The organism is Propionivibrio dicarboxylicus, assembly GCF_900099695.1.
In the GTDB taxonomy this organism is placed as follows: Bacteria; Pseudomonadota; Gammaproteobacteria; order Burkholderiales; family Rhodocyclaceae; genus Propionivibrio; species Propionivibrio dicarboxylicus.
The window spans coordinates 149466-167807 of record NZ_FNCY01000004.1 but is presented as its reverse complement, the minus strand read 5'-3'; the positions used below and the strand labels follow the sequence as shown (position 1 = coordinate 167807).

At 63.4% G+C, this 18342-nt stretch carries 13 protein-coding genes; all 13 read left to right on the top strand.

Going from position 1 to position 18342, the window contains the following annotated elements; genetic code table 11:
• Positions 1-247: 247 nt before the first annotated feature.
• The 13 genes from BLR25_RS07030 (at position 248) to BLR25_RS06970 (ending at position 18341) form a co-directional block, all read left to right on the top strand.
• Positions 248-2158 carry a type IV pili methyl-accepting chemotaxis transducer N-terminal domain-containing protein gene (locus BLR25_RS07030; protein WP_091935909.1) on the top strand — a complete coding sequence of 637 codons (1911 nt, stop codon included), beginning with the start codon at positions 248-250 and terminating at the stop codon, positions 2156-2158.
• Complete coding sequence (locus BLR25_RS07025) at positions 2155-2871, top strand: response regulator (RefSeq protein ID WP_091935907.1); 717 nt, start codon at positions 2155-2157, stop codon at positions 2869-2871. Before BLR25_RS07030 ends, BLR25_RS07025 begins: the two co-directional genes overlap by 4 nt.
• A 395-nt stretch (positions 2872-3266) precedes the next feature.
• Positions 3267-4034 (top strand): substrate-binding periplasmic protein, encoded by a 768-nt coding sequence (locus BLR25_RS07020; RefSeq protein ID WP_176785786.1) that lies wholly within the window; start codon positions 3267-3269, stop codon positions 4032-4034.
• Positions 4035-4084: 50 nt separating this feature from the next.
• Entirely contained in the window at positions 4085-5350 is a 1266-nt protein-coding gene (locus BLR25_RS07015; RefSeq protein ID WP_176785785.1) for a GGDEF domain-containing protein, read from the top strand.
• A 400-nt stretch (positions 5351-5750) separates the two neighbouring features.
• The gene (locus BLR25_RS07010; protein ID WP_176785784.1) at positions 5751-6563 is read left to right on the top strand and encodes an alpha/beta fold hydrolase; all 813 of its coding nucleotides are present in this window, start codon (positions 5751-5753) and stop codon (positions 6561-6563) included.
• 318 nt (positions 6564-6881) lie between these two features.
• Positions 6882-8330, top strand: coding sequence for an MFS transporter (locus tag BLR25_RS07005; RefSeq protein WP_091935897.1), 1449 nt, complete (start codon positions 6882-6884; stop codon positions 8328-8330).
• Between the two features lie 32 nt (positions 8331-8362).
• Positions 8363-12157 (top strand): nitrate reductase subunit alpha, encoded by a 3795-nt coding sequence (locus BLR25_RS07000; RefSeq protein WP_091935895.1) that lies wholly within the window; start codon positions 8363-8365, stop codon positions 12155-12157.
• Between the two features lie 12 nt (positions 12158-12169).
• Positions 12170-13699 (top strand): nitrate reductase subunit beta, encoded by a 1530-nt coding sequence (narH, locus tag BLR25_RS06995; RefSeq protein ID WP_091935893.1) that lies wholly within the window; start codon positions 12170-12172, stop codon positions 13697-13699.
• A gap of 2 nt (positions 13700-13701) precedes the next feature.
• Complete coding sequence (gene narJ / locus BLR25_RS06990; RefSeq protein WP_091935891.1) at positions 13702-14394, top strand: nitrate reductase molybdenum cofactor assembly chaperone; 693 nt, start codon at positions 13702-13704, stop codon at positions 14392-14394.
• Positions 14391-15125: a respiratory nitrate reductase subunit gamma gene (gene narI / locus BLR25_RS06985; protein WP_091935889.1), complete on the top strand. Its 735-nt coding sequence runs from the start codon at positions 14391-14393 to the stop codon at positions 15123-15125. Before narJ ends, narI begins: the two co-directional genes overlap by 4 nt.
• Positions 15126-15160: 35 nt before the next feature.
• A complete protein-coding gene (locus BLR25_RS06980) occupies positions 15161-15934 on the top strand; it encodes a peptidylprolyl isomerase (RefSeq protein WP_218122653.1) in 774 nt (257 codons plus the stop codon).
• Positions 15935-15958: 24 nt separating this feature from the next.
• Entirely contained in the window at positions 15959-16177 is a 219-nt protein-coding gene (locus tag BLR25_RS06975; RefSeq protein ID WP_143009791.1) for a hypothetical protein, read from the top strand.
• 136 nt (positions 16178-16313) lie between these two features.
• A complete protein-coding gene (locus BLR25_RS06970) occupies positions 16314-18341 on the top strand; it encodes a methyl-accepting chemotaxis protein (protein ID WP_091935882.1) in 2028 nt (675 codons plus the stop codon).
• The last annotated feature ends 1 nt before the right edge of the window (position 18342 follow it).

Below are 18342 nucleotides of genomic sequence, written 5' to 3'. Positions count from 1 at the left end.
GGCAAGTGTTGAATGATCACAGTATTGTGGTTCCGCGGCAGACGATCAAGAAAAAACGCCCGGCGACTCTAGTCTCCAGGGCGAGATCCCGATCGTATCGATGAACCGGCTATCGCTGCCTCGGCGCACAGGGGCCGTCGTGTCCGTAGATCGCGTTTTCCGGCAGAAGTTCGCCGGCCGGCCTCTGGTGTGTCCGGCGAGGCCGGTTCTACAATGGACGGTCTTGCGGATTCGGATTGGCCTGGTTATGCAGAAGATACGATGGAGCCTCAGCGTCAAGCTCGCCCTGGTCGGCGCGCCCTTCCTGCTGCTGGTCTTGCTGTCGACGGTTGCGATGTTGTGGATGTCCTGGAAGCTCGACGGCGGCGCGGCGGCGGTCAACGAGGCCGGGCGGATGCGCATGCAGGCGTACCGCATGGCGCTGTCGGCGGACCAGCGCGCAGACGCCGACATTCCGGCGCAGATCGACGCCTTCGACCGCAGCATGACGGTGCTGCAGCAGGGCGATCCGGCGCGGCCGCTGTTCGTGCCCTGGGACGAGGACGTGCGCGCCCGTTTCGCCGTGGTCGGCGACCGCTGGCAGACGTTCCGCGCCCGGCTCGAAGGCGAAACAGCGGGCCGGGACCTGCGCCGCGAGACGGCCGACTTCGTCGCCAGCATCGATCCCTTCGTCGTCGCCATCGAGTCGCATCTCGCGCGCCAGACCTCGCTCCTGCACCTGTTGCAACTCTCGGCACTCGGACTGGCGCTGGTGGTGACGCTGATCCTGGTCCTCACCGGTTATGTGTTCGTCCTGAAACCGGTCGGCAAGCTGGTGTTCGCCGTACGCGGCATCCAGGAAGGCGATTTCGCGACGCGCGTCGAGCATCGCAGTTCCGATGAATTCGGCATGCTGATCGCCGGCTTCAACGGCATGGCCGAGAACCTGTATTCGCTCTATCGGCACCTCGAGCAGAAGGTTGCCGAGAAGACCTCCGAACTCGAAGAAAAGCGCGAGCGCCTCGAAGGACTCTACGAGGTCACCAGCCTCGTCGCCAACACCACGGCGCTGACGCCGCTGGCGCAGGGCTTCGTCGAGATCGTCGCGCGCATCGCCCGCGCCGACGGCGTCGCCCTGCGCTGGTCCGACCGCGACAACCTGCGTTTTGTCATGCTCGCCGCGCACGGCTTGCCGCCGGCGTTGCTCGACGCCGAGCAATGCCTGGAGAAGGGCGCCTGCCACTGCAGCAGCGTCGCCGCGACGCCAGGGCTGACGGTCATTCCGCTCCGCGACGAATCGACGCCGAATTCGGCGCCGAACACGCTGGCCTGTGCGCGGGCCGGTTTCCGCACCGTCGTCAATGTGCCGGTGCGCTTGCACGAGCGGACGATGGGCGTCGTCGATCTCTTCTATTGTGCCCAGACCAAGCCGGCGCCGGCGCTGCGTTCGCAGCTCGAAGCCTTCGGCAATCACCTCGCCAGCGCCATGGAAAACCTGCGCCTGAACGCGCTCGAAAAGGAGGCGGCGATCTCGCAGGAGCGCCTGCATCTCGCCCGCGAGTTGCACGACTCGATCGCCCAGTCGCTGGCTTTCCTGAAGATCCAGGTGCAGTTGCTGCGCGACGCGCTCGCTGGCGGCGACGCGGCGCAAACGCAGACGGCGCTCGACGAGATCGACGCCGGCGTGCGCGAGAGCTACAGCGACGTGCGAGAACTGCTGACCTATTTCCGCCTGCGCGCCAATGCCGAAGACATCGAGGCGGCGCTGGCCTCGACGCTGAGCAAATTCGAGCACCAGAGCGGCATCAAGAGCGTGTTGTCGATCCGCAGCCACGGCCTGCCGTTGCCGCCGGACCTGCAGATCCAGGTGCTGCACATCGTCCAGGAAGCGCTGTCGAACGTGCGCAAGCACGCGCAGGCTTCGCGCGTCGCGCTCGACGTCGACCAGCATCCGGTCTGGCGCCTTGAGGTCCGTGACGACGGCATCGGCTTCGCCGCCGACGCGCCGCAGCACGACGAGGCGCATGTCGGCCTGCGCATCATGAAGGAACGCGCCCAGCGTATCGGCGCGGATCTGCGCGTCGAGGCGGCGCCGGGACGCGGCTGTCGCGTCGTCCTGACGTTGCCGCCGCAAGGCCAACCCGGCACAATGCCGGCTTTCGAGCGAGGCCCGGCATGACAGTGGAACAGCGCGCGCCCACGGCGCCCCCGGTACGCATCCTGATCATCGACGACCATACCCTGTTCCGGCGCGGGCTGATCGCGCTATTGGCGCGCGACGCCCGCCTGCAGATCGTCGGCGACGCCGGCGATGCCGGTGAAGGTCTGCGCCGCGCCCAGGAGCTCCAGCCGGATGTCATCCTGCTCGACAACCATCTGCCCGGCGTGCTGGGCGTCGATGTGCTGCCGGCGCTGCGCGAGACGGCTCCCTGCGCGCGCCTGCTGATGCTGACGGTGAGCGAGGACGAGAACGACCTGAGCGCCGCGCTGCGCGCCGGTGCCGCCGGCTACCTGCTCAAGACGACGGAAGGCGACGATCTCGTTGCCGCGATCCTGCGCGTCGTTGCCGGCGACAGCGTCGTCGCGCCCGAGATGACGAGCAAGTTGGTCAGCGCCTATCGCGTCGCCGCCGTTTCTGGCGTTTCCGCCGCGCCGGCGCCAGCTGCAGGCGCCGCTGCTCCGGCCGCTGCCACGGTGCTGGCCGGTTTGTCGCCGCGCGAGGTCGAGGTGCTGCGCGGCATCGCCCGCGGCGACAGCAACAAGGAAATCGCCCGCGACTACGGCATCGCCGAAACGACGGTCAAGATCCACGTCCAGCACATCCTGCGCAAGCTCGGCGTCGCCACACGTGTCCAGGCCGCCGTCATCGCCTCGGCGAACGGTCTGACCTGAGCGCCGCGAAATAGCCGTTTGAATCGGAGAATTGGCGCGTCAATTTTCGCCAGGAGCCGCCGAAAGGCGGTTTTTTGCCACGTTGATTCCCGGGTGTAAAATCGCCATAATGACATTGGACTTAATGCGCTGTCGGTGGCAATCGGCCCGAAGCGGCCGATGACCACCACACCGAATCTGCCATTTAAAGGTTCGGTTGCCACCTAAGCCTGCCGGATAGGCAAGACGTGCTGCTTGGTCAATACGGATTTTCGCTCGTACGTGGATCGACGGCGTAAGGGTTCATCGGTGAAAATCCAGGAAATCGAGAATTTTCGCGACTAAATGACGGCGAACTTTTTCTACGCTATCCTCATATCAGATGGATCCTAACGACTCTTGGAAGGTGCTTCGAATTGATTCCTCTTATTCGTCGGTCGGCATTGCAACTGATAGTCTTTTCTCTCTGCTGCGCCCTGGGAATCTCAGCAGTTGGAGCGGAAGAACGCTTGACGGTCGGCGTCATGAAAGGCGCAAAGCCAGGCAGTTATCGTAACGAAAAAGGAGAAATGACCGGCTTCAGCGTGGATGTTGGGCGTGCCTTGTGCAAGATCGTCGATGCCAACTGCACTTTTGTTGAAATGGGTTCCCTTCAGGAATTAATTGACGCCGTTACGAATAATCAGGTCGACTTTGTTCCCGCGAGCCTGTTGGAAACGCCAGAACGTTCGGCAAAAATGCTATTTACGACGCCCTACTTCCGTAGCAGCAGTTATCTGCTTGCACGCAAGGGCGTCGGTTTGACGACCCCTCGACTGCGTGTGGTGGTGCTGAATGGCGCCCGCCAAATGGACTATGTTCGCTCAAAGCTGAGTAAGGATCAGGAATTGATTCCCGCCGCAACCTTGATCGATCTGATTAAAGTATTGGAGAAAGGAGAGGCCGATGCCAGCGTTCTTGCGATGTTCCAGGCGACGACTGTCCTGTCCGAGTCGAATTTGATAGCCAGCGGATTTGTCTTCATGCCACTGGATGCACCCGAATTGACCGGTGATGCAAAGATCGCGGTGACCCGCACCAAGCCCCAGTTGCGTGACCGGCTTAACGAAGCGTTAAGGATCATCCGGGCAAACGGCGTGCTCGAACAAATCAACTCACGCCACATACCCTTTCGAGTCATTTAGTGACTGAAATGTCAAAGTTTGGGGGCTTGTCGCTAAAGAAAATCGTCTTCGTGGGCATCCTGTTCTTAGTGACTTTTTCTTCTCTGGCTGTCGTCGCTCTGATTGTCGGTCATTTGAAGATCGCCAGCGGGACGGCAAGCATCGAGCAGGTGACCGTTCCGAACGTTCTGGAAATGTCGCGAACCGCCCGGAATCTCGAGCATTTGCGCCGTTATGGCGATACGGCCTTGCTTGCAGCGTCACCGGCTGAACGCACTCGTGCGCAGATGGCCATGACACTGATTATTACGCACCCCAGCATGAATACCAGCGAATTGCTCAAGGCGCGTGTACGCAGGGCAGAGCGTGTGCTTAACGAGGCGCTCGCACTCGCACCTTTTTCATCGACAAGCCCCGAAGCGCATGCCCAGGCTCTCGCGCGATGGGCCCTTGCGGCCAATGACCTGACCTTGCTTGCCGACGAATTGACGATTGAGTCGTCGCAGCGTGCGAGCAATGATGCAAATCAGATCCACCGAGTTTCAACGCAGACTTTAAGCTGGCTCACGGCCGCCATTGTCTGCTTATTGCTGTATGGTCTGTTGTTCGGTTGGTTCCTGATCATATACATTGCCCGCCCCTTGCAACGAACCGCACAGGTACTCGATACACTTGATACTCGGCTTTCCGCAAAGTTTGAATTGCCTGAGTCCCCTGTGTGGGAGGTTCAACGTCTCAGGAGAGCCACGTACGCGCTTGCCGAGGCCAAAGAGAGTGCAGAGGAAGCCCGTGTCGAATTGGAGCGACTTGCCACAACGGATGGCCTTTCCGGTCTATTCAATCGTCGGTGCTTCAACAATCTGGCAGACATAGAATGGATCCGTTGCCGTCGGTATGGCAGGCCTTTGGCGGTATTGATGGTCGATATTGATCATTTCAAACTGATTAATGACCAGTATGGGCATGCTGCCGGAGACTTGGTCATCACGAATTTTGGTAAATTGATTAGGCGCATCGTTCGTGCAAGCGACCAGGCAGCACGCATCGGTGGCGAAGAGTTTGCTGTACTAATGCCCGAAGCAACGGCCGTCGCAGCAATGAATGTTGCTGAACGTATTTGTTCGGAAGCCGCGTGTGAAGTTGTCACCGGCACCGGAACTGAAATCCACTACACCGTCAGCGTTGGCGTTGCCGTAGTCGGCGCCTCGGATCAAGATTTCGGAGCACTTGCGCAGCGCGCAGATTCCAGTCTATATCGTGCAAAAAACAAAGGTCGGAATTGTGTTGTGTTTGCTGATGCAGACGAGAAAAAGCCCGGGCCGCTGGAATATACCTGATCGCCGTGGCCCCGACTCGGTTGTGCCGGCTGATGTTCTATTGACCGAGCACAGCCGCGGCGAGGCTGGCGGAAAGCCTCTTCTCTGCCGGCCAAGCCGAAGTCATACAGCGGCAGCAACGGCCGAGGGGCCGTCAAAGGAGCCTCGGCTTGAACGACTGCTCGACGCTGTTACCCGTCCTGCGATCCATAAAGTGGCGAAAGGCCGTTGTGGGTCGATTCCTGTCCGTTCAGCTTTGTTGACCGTCAGGATATCCGAAGCGCATCATTTGCGTCGGCGTTCGGCCAACTCCAGCCCTTATCGCTATCCCCATAATGCCACCTTGAATGACTGCCAGAAGTGGAAGCCTGCCTGAAGGCAGAGGAATTGATCTGAAACGCAAGGCGAGGGGATGCTTCCCATGACAACAGACCCGTTGGCACGAGGCAATGTGACGGTTTTCGGAAACTTGATGGCGAAAAAATCAATGATTTTCGTCAATGGCCTTGGCTATGACCAAAGTTTCTGGAACCTTGTCGCTGCATCATTCGCCGACAACTATCGATTGGTGACCTTTGATAACGTTGGCTCTGTTCAATCAAATCAAGCGATTTTTCGCCAGAATCAGCTTCGCTATTTGACCGTCAACGGATATGCAACGGATTTGCTCGAAATCTGTGCTGCCTTGAATCTAAAGGAAGAAATTATCGTGGTCGGCCACTCCCTGGGCGCGCTGGCGGGAATGTTGGCTTCAATCCAAAAGCCATCGATCTTTAGCAAGCTGGTGATGCTGGGGGCATCGCCACGCTATACGGACACTGAAGATTACCGCGGCGGTTTCTCCAATGACGATATCAACGCGACCTATAGTGCGCTATCAAACAACTACCATGCCTGGTCGAGGCAACTCGCGGCGGTTGCGATGGCGACGCCCGACAGTCCCGCGCTTGTCGACTGCTTTGCGGAGACGCTGATGCGCATTCCTCAAGAGATGATGCTGACGGTTTTATGCTCGGTACTCCAAACAGACCAACGAAACAATCTTGCCAAGGTGAGCGTACCAACCCTGATTATTCAGTCCCGGAACGACTATTTTGTCCCCATGGAGGTCGCTGACTACCTCCACACGCATATTCCTGCGAGTAAATTGACAGTGATTAATGCTCAGGGGCATTTTTCTCATCTGAGCGCCCCGCAAGAGGTTATCTCGGCAATTGGCAACTTTATCAATTAGACGGACGCGCCTACCTGCCCAAGGACTGTTCAATACTGATACCCGCCATAAAACGGCGTGATAGATGAATGGCCGCAAAGGGTCGTAACAGCCCAACTCGAACCGGCCGGAAAATCAATGAACCCCGGTTCGATAAGCGTCCGGCCCGAGGCCCGAGGCCCGAGGCCTCCGCCCCGCCAGATAGCCATACTCCTTTAGAACTATGCCGGTCTCGCCGGACATAGTTCTTCAGCGGCGCGCCGATGCCTCTTCGGGAGGATACCGGCGACGGCGCCCGGTCCCTACAGTGCAGGCATGCACAATAAGGGGGACAGGCACATGGAAAAATCGACGCGCGTCCAGGACGGCGCAGCCCGGCCGGGCACCGTGCTGCACGTCTGGACGCCCGAGGACAAGGCCTTCTGGGAACGCGAAGGCCAGGCGATCGCCAAGATCAACCTGTGGATCTCGGTGCCCTCGCTCTTCCTCGCCTTCGCCATCTGGCAGCTGTGGAGCGTCGTTTCGGTCAGCCTGCCGCAACTCGGCTTCCGCTACACCACCGACCAGCTCTTCTGGCTCGCCGCGGCGCCGGCCTTGTCGGGCGCGACGCTGCGCATCTTCTATTCGTTCATGGTGCCGCTGGTCGGCGGACGGCGGTGGACGGCGATCTCGACGGCCCTGCTGCTGATCCCCGCCATCGGCATCGGCATCGCCGTGCAGGACACCAACACGCCCTATGCCACCATGCTGACGCTGGCCTTGCTCTGCGGCTTCGGCGGCGGCAACTTCAGTTCGAGCATGGCCAACATCAGCTTCTTCTTCCCGAAGGAGCGCAAGGGCTCGGCGCTCGGCGTCAATGCCGGTCTCGGCAATCTCGGCGTCTCGGTCGTGCAGTTCCTGACGCCGCTGGTCATCTCGGTCGGCGTCTTCGGCGTCTTCGCCGGCGGCCCGCAGGTGGTGACCGCGCAGGACGGCGAACTGTCACATCTCTGGATGCAGAACGCCGCCTTCGTCTGGGTGCCGTGGATCGCGCTGGCCTCGGCGCTGGCCTGGCTGTTCATGAACGACATCGCCGACGCCAAGGCCTCGTTCGCGGCGCAGGCAGCGATCTTCCGGCGCAAGCACAACTGGCTGATGTGCATCCTCTATCTCGGCACCTTCGGCTCCTTCATCGGCTTCGCCGCCGGCTTCCCGCTGCTGATCAAGAGCCAGTTTCCCGACGTCAATCCATTGGCATACGCCTGGCTGGGGCCGCTCGTCGGCGCGCTGATCCGCCCGGTCGGCGGCTGGATGGCCGATAACCTCGGCGGCGCGCGCGTCACCCTGGCCAATTTCTTTGTCATGATCCTGGCCGTGCTCGGGGTGCTCTATTTCCTGCCCAAGGACGCGGGTGGGCTGGCGCTGCCTTTCGGTCCGGCGGCGGGCAGCTTCGCCGGCTTCTTCGTCATGTTCCTGCTGCTTTTCCTGACCACCGGCATCGGCAACGGCTCGACCTTCCGCATGATCCCGGTGATCTTCATGAATCTCAAGCTCGGCGAGTGCGGCGACAGTGAGGCCGAACGCGCCCGCGCCGCGCGCGAGGGCAACACCGAAGGCGCGGCGGCGCTCGGCTTCGCCGGCGCGCTTGGCGCCTACGGCGGCTTTTTCATTCCCAAGAGTTACGGCAGCTCGATCTCGATTACCGGCGGACCCGAACTGGCGCTGTGGATGTTCGCGGCATTTTATCTGGCTTGCATCGCCATCACCTGGTGGCATTACGCCCGCAAGGGCGCCGCCATGCCCTGCTAGGGCGGCGCTGTCACGGCAACAAGGAGTTATTGATGAGTCATTTTCTCGATCGCTTGAGCTACTTCCTCCGCCCGACGGAGACCTTTGCCGACGGTCACGGCGTCACCAATGGCGAGGACCGCAGCTGGGAGGACGCCTACCGCAACCGCTGGGCCCATGACAAGATCGTACGTTCGACGCATGGTGTCAATTGCACCGGCTCGTGCTCGTGGAAGATCTACGTCAAGGGCGGCATCGTCACCTGGGAAACGCAGCAGACCGACTATCCGCGCACCCGCTGGGACATGCCCAACCACGAACCGCGCGGTTGCGCGCGCGGCGCGAGCTACAGCTGGTACCTGTACAGCGCCAACCGCGTCAAGTATCCGCTCGTGCGCGGCCGCCTGCTCAAGCGCTGGCGCGAGGCGCGGCTGACGCAGGACCCCGTCGACGCCTGGGCGTCGATCGTCGCCGATGCCGACAAGCGTCGCGACTACCAGCAGATGCGCGGCCTCGGCGGCTTCGTGCGGGCGACCTGGGACGAGGTGAACGAGATTGTCGCCGCCGCCAACGTCCACACCATCAAGCAGCACGGGCCGGACCGCATCGTCGGTTTCTCGCCGATCCCGGCGATGTCGATGGTTTCCTACGCCGCCGGCAGCCGTTACCTGAGCCTCATCGGCGGCGTCTGCATGAGTTTCTACGACTGGTATTGCGACCTGCCGCCGTCGAGCCCGCAAGTCTGGGGCGAGCAGACCGACGTGCCCGAATCGGCCGACTGGTACAACGCCGGCTTCATCATCGCCTGGGGCTCGAACGTGCCGCAGACGCGCACGCCGGACGCGCATTTCTTCACCGAGGTCCGCTACAAGGGGACCAAGACCGTGGCGGTGACGCCCGACTATTCCGAAGTCGCGAAGCTCGCCGACCTCTGGATGAAGCCGAAGCAGGGGACCGATGCGGCGCTGGCGATGGCGATGGGCCACGTCATCCTCAAGGACTTCTATTTCCCCGATAACGGCGCGCCGCGCAGCGCCTATTTCGACGACTACGTGCGGCGTTATACCGACATGCCGATGCTCGTCCTGCTGAAGTCGCAGACGCTGCCCGGCGGCGAGACGGTGAGGGTGCCCGACCGCTATGTGCGGGCGTCGGACTTCGCCGATGCGCTCGGGGCGGGCAATAACCCGGAATGGAAGACCGTCGCGCTCGACGCAAGCGGCGAGGTCGTGCTGCCGAACGGCTCGATCGGCTTCCGCTGGGGCCCCGAGGGACGCGAGGACGCCGGGCGCTGGAACCTCGAAGCGAAGGAGGCGCGCGATGACGCTGAGGTGAAGCTGCGGCTCTCGCTGCTCGAAGGGCCGAACGCCTCGGACGAAGTCGCCCGCGTCGGCTTCCCCTATTTCGGTGGCATCAAGACCGAGCATTTTCCGAACAATCCGCAAGGCGCCGGCAGTGACGTGCTGGTGCGCACGGTGCCGGTCCGGCGCCTGCAACTCGGCGCCGGGCAGGAGGAAATGCTGGTCGCCACCGTCTTCGACCTGCAGGTTGCACAGTACGGCATCGCCCGCGGTCTGCCCGGCGAATTGGCGGCGCGCGATTTCGACGACGACACGCCCTACACGCCGGCCTGGCAGGAACGCATTACCGGCACGCCGCGCGACCAGGTCATCGCCGTCGCCCGCCAGTTCGCCGAGAACGCCGACAAGACGCAGGGCCGGTCGATGGTCATCATCGGCGCGGCGATGAACCACTGGTATCACTCCGACATGAATTATCGCGGCGTCATCAACATGCTGATGATGTGCGGTTGTATCGGCAAGAGCGGCGGCGGCTGGGCGCATTACGTCGGCCAGGAAAAGCTGCGGCCGCAGACCGGCTGGACGGCGCTGGCCTTCGCGCTCGACTGGATCCGGCCGCCGCGGCAGATGAACTCGACGAGCTTCTTCTACGCGCACACCGACCAGTGGCGCTACGAGAAGCTCGGCGTCGAGGAAGTGCTCTCGCCGCTCGCCGACCGGACGCGCTTCGGCGGCAGCATGATCGACTACAACGTGCGCGCCGAGCGCATGGGCTGGCTGCCGTCGGCGCCGCAGCTGCAGCGCAATCCGCTGCAACTGGTGCGCGATGCTGTCGCCGCCGGCACCGATCCCAAGGACCACGTCGTCGCCGGCCTGCGCGACGGGTCGCTGCGCATGAGCTGCGAGGACCCGGACCATCCCGACAACTGGCCGCGCAACATGTTCGTCTGGCGCTCGAACATCCTCGGCTCGAGCGGCAAGGGACACGAATACTTCCTCAAGCACCTGCTCGGCGCGACGCACGGCGTCCAGGGCAAGGACCTCGGCGCCGACGACGCCAAGCCCGAGGAAGTGGTCTGGCACGACAAGGCGCCGGAGGGCAAGCTCGACCTGCTCGTCACGCTCGACTTCCGCATGAGCACCACCTGCCTGTATTCCGATATCGTCTTGCCGACGGCGACCTGGTACGAGAAGAACGACCTCAATACCAGCGACATGCATCCCTTCATCCATCCGCTGTCGACCGCCGTCGATCCGGGCTGGCAATCGCGCAGCGACTGGGAGATCTACAAGGGCTTCGCGCGCAAGTTCAGCGAGGTCTGCGTCGGCCACCTCGGCGTCGAGCGCGACGTCGTCCTGACGCCGATGATGCACGACACCGTCGGCGAACTGGCGCAGCCTTTCGGCGTCGCCGACTGGAAGCGCGGCGAGACCGATCTCGTACCGGGCAAGACGGCACCGGCGATCAGCGTCGTCGAGCGCGACTATCCCAATGTCTTCAAGCGCTTCACCGCGCTGGGTCCGTTGATGACCAAGGCCGGCAACGGCGGCAAGGGGATCGGCTGGAACACGCAGACCGAGGTTCGCCAGCTCGGCGAACTCAACGGCGTCGTTGCCGACGAGGGCGTCACCTGCGGCCTGCCGAGCATCGCCACCGACATCGACGCCTGCGAGGTCATCCTGCAGCTGGCGCCGGAAACCAACGGTCATGTCGCGGTCAAGGCTTGGGAGGCGCTTGGCCGCCAGACCGGCCGCGATCACACGCATCTGGCCTTGTATCGGGAGGACGAGAAGATCCGCTTCCGCGACATCCAGGCACAGCCGCGCAAGATCATCAGCTCGCCGACCTGGAGTGGCATCGAGTCGGAAACCGTGTCGTACAACGCCGGCTACACCAATGTGCACGAACTGATCCCGTGGCGCACGCTCACCGGCCGCCAGCAGTTCTATCTCGATCATCCATGGATGACGGCCTTCGGCGAGGGCTTCTCGAGCTACCGGCCGCCGGTCGACCTCAAGACGACGGCCGAGATCCAGGGCATCAAGCCGAACGGCCATCCGGAAATCGCGCTCAACTTCATCACGCCGCACCAGAAGTGGGGCATCCACTCGACCTATTCCGACAACCTGATGATGCTGACATTGAACCGGGGCGGACCGGTGGTCTGGCTGTCGGAAGACGATGCGAAGCGGGCCGGTATCGTCGATAACGACTGGATCGAGCTGTTCAACATCAACGGCGCCATCGCGGCGCGGGCGGTGGTCAGCCAGCGCGTCAATCCCGGCATGGTGCTGATGTACCACGCCCAGGAAAAGATCATCAACACGCCGGGGGCCGAGATCACCGGCATGCGCGGCGGCATCCACAACTCGGTGACGCGCATCGTCCTCAAGCCGACGCACATGATCGGCGGTTATGCCCAGTTCAGCTACGGCTTCAACTATTACGGGACGATCGGCACCAACCGCGACGAGTTCGTCGTCGTGCGCAAGATGAACAAGGTGGACTGGCTCGACGAGGAGTCGACCGCCGCCGCTCACGCCTAGGCAGGAGAAATCATGAAAATTCGCGCCCAAATCGGCATGGTGCTGAACCTCGACAAATGCATCGGCTGTCATACCTGTTCGGTCACCTGCAAGAACGTGTGGACCAGCCGGCCCGGCATGGAATACGCCTGGTTCAACAACGTCGAGACCAAGCCCGGCATCGGCTACCCGAAGGAGTGGGAGAACCAGGACAAATGGAACGGCGGCTGGGTGCGCAAGGACGACGGCAAGATCGAGCCGCGCCAGGGCGCGCGCTGGAAGCTCCTGATGCGCATCTTCGCCAACCCGAACCTGCCCGAAATCGACGATTACTACGAACCCTTCACCTTCGACTACGACCATCTGCAATCGGCGCCCGAGTCGAAGGCGACGCCGACGGCGCGGCCGCGCAGCCTGATCACCGGCAAGCGCATGGAGAAGATCGTCTGGGGGCCGAACTGGGAAGAAATCCTCGGCGGCGAGTTCGCCAAGCGCAGCCAGGACCGCAACTTCGACGACATCCAGAAGGACATCTACGGGCAGTTCGAGAACACCTTCATGATGTACCTGCCGCGCCTCTGCGAGCACTGCCTCAACCCGACCTGCGTCGCCAGTTGCCCGTCCGGCTCGATCTACAAGCGCGAAGAAGATGGCATTGTCCTGATCGACCAGGACAAGTGCCGCGGCTGGCGCATGTGCGTCAGCGGCTGTCCGTACAAGAAGATCTATTACAACTGGAAGTCGGGCAAGGCCGAGAAGTGCATCTTCTGCTATCCGCGCATCGAGGCCGGCCAGCCGACCGTCTGCTCGGAGACCTGCGTCGGCCGCATCCGCTATCTCGGCGTCCTGCTCTATGACGCCGACAAGATCGAGGCGGCGGCGAGCACCGAGCACGACCGCGATCTCTATCAGGCCCAGCTCGATCTCTTCCTCGATCCGTCCGATCCCAAGGTCATCGCCCAGGCGCGTGCCGACGGCATTCCCGAGGCCTGGCTCGAAGCCGCCCGGCGCAGCCCGGTCTACAAGATGGCGGTCGACTGGAAGGTGGCGCTGCCGCTGCATCCCGAATACCGCACGCTGCCGATGGTCTGGTACGTGCCGCCGCTGTCGCCGATCAGCGCTGCCGCCAACGCCGGCCAACTCGGCGCCAACGGCGAGATTCCGGACGTCCGCCAGTTGCGCATCCCGGTCAAGTACCTCGCCAACCTGCTCACCGCCGGCGAGGTCGCACCGGTCGAGCGGGCGCTCGAACGCATGCTCGCCATGCGCGCCTTCCAGCGCGCCAAGCACGTCGACGGACGCCATGACGCGCAGGTGCTCGACCAGGTCGGCCTGAGCGTCGCCGAGGTCGAGGAGATGTACCGGATCATGGCCATCGCCAACTATGAGGATCGCTTTGTCATTCCGACGGCGCATCGCGAATACGCCGAGAACGCTTTCGACTTGCGCGGCGGCTGCGGCTTCTCCTTCGGCAACGGCTGTTCCGAGGGCGCCAGCGACGCCAGCCTGTTCGGCGGCAAGCAGCGGCGCACCTTCCCGATCGCGATCAAGGTGGAGGGATGAGCATGGCCCGCGCAAACCTCCCGGTCGCCCTGCGCATTCTCGCGCGCCTGATTTCGTATCCGGACGCCGCCCTGCGTGCCGATCTCCCCGACCTGCGCGCCGCGCTCGCTAGCGAGAAGGCTTTTACAACAGCGCGGCGCAAAGAACTCGACGCGTTGGCGGCGCGGCTCGCCGCCGGCGACGCGATCGAGCACGAGGCCGATTACGTGCGCACCTTTGACCAGGGGCGTTCGACCTCGCTGCATCTCTTCGAGCATGTGCACGGCGATTCGCGCGAGCGCGGCCCGGCGATGATCGATCTCTGCAAGACCTACGAAAGCGCCGGCCTGCTGCTCGCGCCCGACGAGCTGCCCGATTACCTGCCGGTCGTCCTCGAATTCGCCTCGACCCTGGCGCCAGTGCCGGCGCGCGATTTTCTCGGCGAGATCGCGCATCTCGTCAATGCGCTCTTCAACGCCCTGGAACAACGCCACAGTCCTTATGCCAGCGTGATGGGCGCGTTGCTCGAACTGAGCGGCGAGACTGCCCATGCAGTCAGCATTGAACCCGACGAAGCGCCGGACGCCAGCTGGGCCGAGCCGCCGGCTTTCGACGGCTGTGCCTCACGCGGGCAGGGCAAGCCCGACGCCGTCATGCCCATTCATTTTGCCGGGGCCGTCAAGTCGGCGCCGGTCGCGAAAGGAGTTGCGCGATGAACGCCTTCGACACCTTCCTGTTTGGCCACTATCCCTACATCTGCCTCAGCATCTTCCTGCTCGGCAGCCTGATCCGCTTCGACCGCGACCAGTACACCTGGAAGAGCGATTCGTCGCAATTGCTGCGCGCCGGCCAACTCCGGCTGGGCAGCAATCTCTTCCATGTCGGCGTCCTTTTTCTTTTCGGCGGACATTTCTTCGGCATGCTGACGCCGCATGCGGCCTACGAGCGCTTCATCGATCCGGGCACCAAGCAGCTGCTGGCGATGAGCGCCGGCGGCGTTGCCGGACTGCTGGCTTTCGTCGGCATCACCGTGCTGCTGCATCGCCGGCTCGCCGATCCGCGCATCCGCATCAATTCCAAGACCAGCGACATCGTCCTGCTCGTGCTGCTCTGGCTGCAGCTTGCCCTTGGCCTCGCCAGCGTACCCGTCTCGGCCCGGCATCTCGATGGCAGCGTCATGATGCGGCTGGCCGAGTGGGCGCAGCGCATCGTCACCTTCCGGGGCGGCGCCGCCGAACTGATCGCCGATGTGAGCGGGGTATTCAAGGCGCATATCGTCCTCGGCATGACGATCTTCCTGATCTTCCCCTTCACGCGGCTGGCGCATGTCTGGAGCGGCTTCGGTACTGTTGCCTATCTCGTCCGCCCGTACCAGGTCGTGCGTTCACGCCGGATCGGTTTGCCGAATGCCAAGCCGGCGTCCGATCGTCCTGTTTCACGCAACTGAGTCACGCAACCGAGTTAATGCAAGCGAGGAAAATCATGAATGCCTGTGTCGAAATTTCCGTGGCCACGGTCAATGGCATCGCGCTCCATCGTCCCGACGAGATACCGGACGCCGAGAATTTGCGGCAGCGCGCCTGTTCCGAACTGCTGCGCCAGGCGGCCGTTGCGCGCGGATTGCTGTCGCCGGACGATGTCGCCCAGGCCGATGGGATTCTCAGCGAGGCGGCGACCTTGGCCGTCGAACAGTTGATCGAGGCCGAACTGCATCTGCCGCAGCCGTCCGAGGACGAGTGCCGGCGCTACTACGCGGCGAATTCGGCGCGCTATGCCGAAGGCGAACGCGTCGAGTTGCGTCACATTCTTTTCGCGGTGACGGCCGGCGTCGATGTCGTCGCCTTGCGCTCGCGCGCCGAGCACATGCTGATCGAGTTGCGCGGCGGTGACGAGAGCGCCTTCGCGGATGCTGCGCGCACCTGGTCGAATTGCCCGAGCGGCGCCAAGGGCGGCGCGCTCGGCTGGCTCGGCGCGGCCGAGTGCGCGCCGGAGTTCGCCCGGGAAATCTTCGGTCATGCCGAGGTCGGTGTGCTGCCGCGTCTCGTGCATAGCCGCTTCGGCCTGCATGTAGTGCAGGTGCTGCGGCGTCAGGCCGGCGCCGTGCGCGCCTTCGAAGACGTGCGCGGTACCGTGCTCGCGGCGATGCGTCAGAAGAGTTTCATTACCGCGCTGCGCCAGTACCTCAGCGTGCTGGCCGGCGAGGCCGAAGTGCGCGGCGTCGATATCGACGGTGCCGCGTCGCCCCTGTTGCAGTAGGCGACGGCCGTGAAGGGAGAAATCATGGAAGCTCAGCCGGTACCGGGAAAATCGCGAATGCGCTCGGCCATGCACACCTGTGGCGGCTGGGCGCCGCTCCTGCCGCCGATCTTGCTCCCACGAACGGAAGATGCGGCGCCGATCGCGGTGACGAGCAATTCAGTCACCGTCGCAGTGTCGCCGGCCGCTGATGCGGAAGGCACGTTGAACGGCGTGCTGGCCGGATGCACGGCGGCCGAGTAGGGCGTGCCTCCGCCCTGATCTGCCGGGCGTCGTGGACGTCATAAGCGCGTGATTGTCGGAGAGATGTCGGCCTAAATATCGCTGAAATATTTGGCCCCTAGGATGTTGGCTTATCGTCGAACCTTCCAACATTCCCATGCGTCATCTCTTTGCTCCGGTGGTCTGGCTCGTCAGCCGACTGAGCTATCCGCGAAAACTCCTGCTCGCCGCGCTCGCGCTGCTGTTGCCGACGCTCGTTTTGGCCGGGCTTTCCTTCGTCGAGCAGCAACAAGCGCTCGAACGCACCCGCCACGAACGAAGCGGGCTGGCGCTGCTCATGCCGCTGCTGAAGGTGTCGCAGGCGACCTGGAACGATCCACTCCTCGCCGATGCCGCGACGGCGGACGCGCCGGATGCCTTGGCGGCCGAGATCGACGCGTTACAGGCGCGCGTTGCGGCCGTGCGGGGCGGCGACGCTGTCGTGCGTCGCTTCGATGCGCTGCGCGCGCAGCGCGAAAGCGTCCGCTCCGAGCGGCCATCGGGCGAGGCGCGCGTCGATAGCCTGCAGTCCTTGAATCGTGCGTGGCGGCTGGCACTGGCCGAGGCCGCCGACAGCGCCGGACTCGCCGCCGACGGCGATCCGCTGGTGGCGGCACTGGTCGATTCCTTGTCGGTCAAGCTGCCGCTGCTGATCGAGAATTACGCCGTGGCGCGCGATCTTGGCGCTGCCGCCATCGGCAACAAGCGTCTGCGCGCCAAGCAGCGCAATCAGCTCAACGTCGTGCGCGGCAGCCTCGACCCCCTGATCATGTGGAATCTCGAGAACATCGAGCGCGCCGCGGCGGTAGCGCCGTCGCTGCAAGGACGGCTCGACGTGTCGCTCTCGGCCTTCAACAGCGCGCCGCTCGGCTTGCAGGAGGCGCTGACGACCAAGGTCATCGATACCACCGATTTCGATATCGCGGTGGACGAGTACTGGGCCAAGGGCGATCAGGCGATTGCCGCGACGCTCGCCCTGGCGACTGCGCTGGTGCCCGAAATCGACGCGCAACTCGCGGCCCGCGAAGAGACGTTCGGCTTCCGGCGCAATGCCGTTGTGATCCTGCTGGCGGCGCTCGCGCTCGGACTGTCGTACGGCTTTATCGGCGCCTACTTGTCGATCCTGCAGGGCATCCAGGACATCGGGGCGGCGGCGCGTGCGCTCGCCGACGGCGATCTGCGCTGCCGCGTCCAGCCGTCGTCGAGCGACGAGATCGGCTTCCTCGCCGCCCATTTCAATGTCATGGCCGACAGCTTCGAGGCGCTGACGCGCAACACGCTCGATGCCACCGGGCAGATGGCGCAATCGGTCGAGCAGGTGCACCGGTCGAGCCGCGAAATCGAGTCCGCCGCCGAGCAGCAGAAGGCGTCGATCGCACGTACGGCCAATGCCGTCGAGTCCTTGTCGGTCTCGGTCAGCGCCGTGGCGCAGCATGCGCTCGACACCGACCGCATCGCCGCCGAAGCGCAGCACGAGGCCGGTCGCGGCGAACGCTGCGCGTCCGATGTCAGTCAGGAAATGGCACGTATCTCGTCGAGCGTCAATGAAACGGTCATGGTCATGCAGCGGCTCGTCGCGCATTCGAAGGAGATCGGCTGCGTCGTCCTGTCGATCCAGGAAATCGCCGAGCAGACCAACCTGCTGGCGCTGAACGCCGCGATCGAAGCCGCCCGTGCAGGCGACTCCGGGCGCGGCTTCGCCGTCGTTGCCGACGAGGTGCGCAAACTCTCCGAGCGTACCCGCCGCTCGACGCAGGAAATCACCGGCACGATCGAGAACATCCAGGCCGATATTGCCTCGGCCGTCACCTGTCTCGGCGACAGCAGCGCCCAGGTCAACGGCAGCGTTGCCGTCGTCGATGAGCTCGGCTGCGTGCTGGCCGAGATCCGTCGCCGGGTCGGTATTTCCGCCGGACGCATCCGCGATATCGTCGAGGCGACGACCGTCCAGAGCCGCGACAGCGAACAGATCACGCGTCATATCCAGGAAATTGCGGTGATGTCCGAACGCAGCCACGATTCCGCCTGCGCCGCCGCCGAATCGATGGGGCGTCTCAACGCCCTGGCCGGCGAGATGACGCAATCCGTTTCGCAGTTGCAGATCCGCGCCGCCTTACGGCGAACACGGCCTATACTCCCGGCATGAC

Coding starts and splice junctions, on each gene's coding strand:
- BLR25_RS07030 (WP_091935909.1), top strand. CDS start 248: ATGCAGAAGATACGATGGAGCCTCAGCGTCAAGCTCGCCCTGGTCGGC.
- BLR25_RS07025 (WP_091935907.1), top strand. CDS start 2,155: ATGACAGTGGAACAGCGCGCGCCCACGGCGCCCCCGGTACGCATCCTG.
- BLR25_RS07010 (WP_176785784.1), top strand. CDS start 5,751: ATGACAACAGACCCGTTGGCACGAGGCAATGTGACGGTTTTCGGAAAC.
- BLR25_RS07005 (WP_091935897.1), top strand. CDS start 6,882: ATGGAAAAATCGACGCGCGTCCAGGACGGCGCAGCCCGGCCGGGCACC.
- BLR25_RS07000 (WP_091935895.1), top strand. CDS start 8,363: ATGAGTCATTTTCTCGATCGCTTGAGCTACTTCCTCCGCCCGACGGAG.
- narH (WP_091935893.1), top strand. CDS start 12,170: ATGAAAATTCGCGCCCAAATCGGCATGGTGCTGAACCTCGACAAATGC.
- narJ (WP_091935891.1), top strand. CDS start 13,702: ATGGCCCGCGCAAACCTCCCGGTCGCCCTGCGCATTCTCGCGCGCCTG.
- narI (WP_091935889.1), top strand. CDS start 14,391: ATGAACGCCTTCGACACCTTCCTGTTTGGCCACTATCCCTACATCTGC.
- BLR25_RS06980 (WP_218122653.1), top strand. CDS start 15,161: ATGAATGCCTGTGTCGAAATTTCCGTGGCCACGGTCAATGGCATCGCG.
- BLR25_RS06975 (WP_143009791.1), top strand. CDS start 15,959: ATGGAAGCTCAGCCGGTACCGGGAAAATCGCGAATGCGCTCGGCCATG.
- BLR25_RS06970 (WP_091935882.1), top strand. CDS start 16,314: ATGCGTCATCTCTTTGCTCCGGTGGTCTGGCTCGTCAGCCGACTGAGC.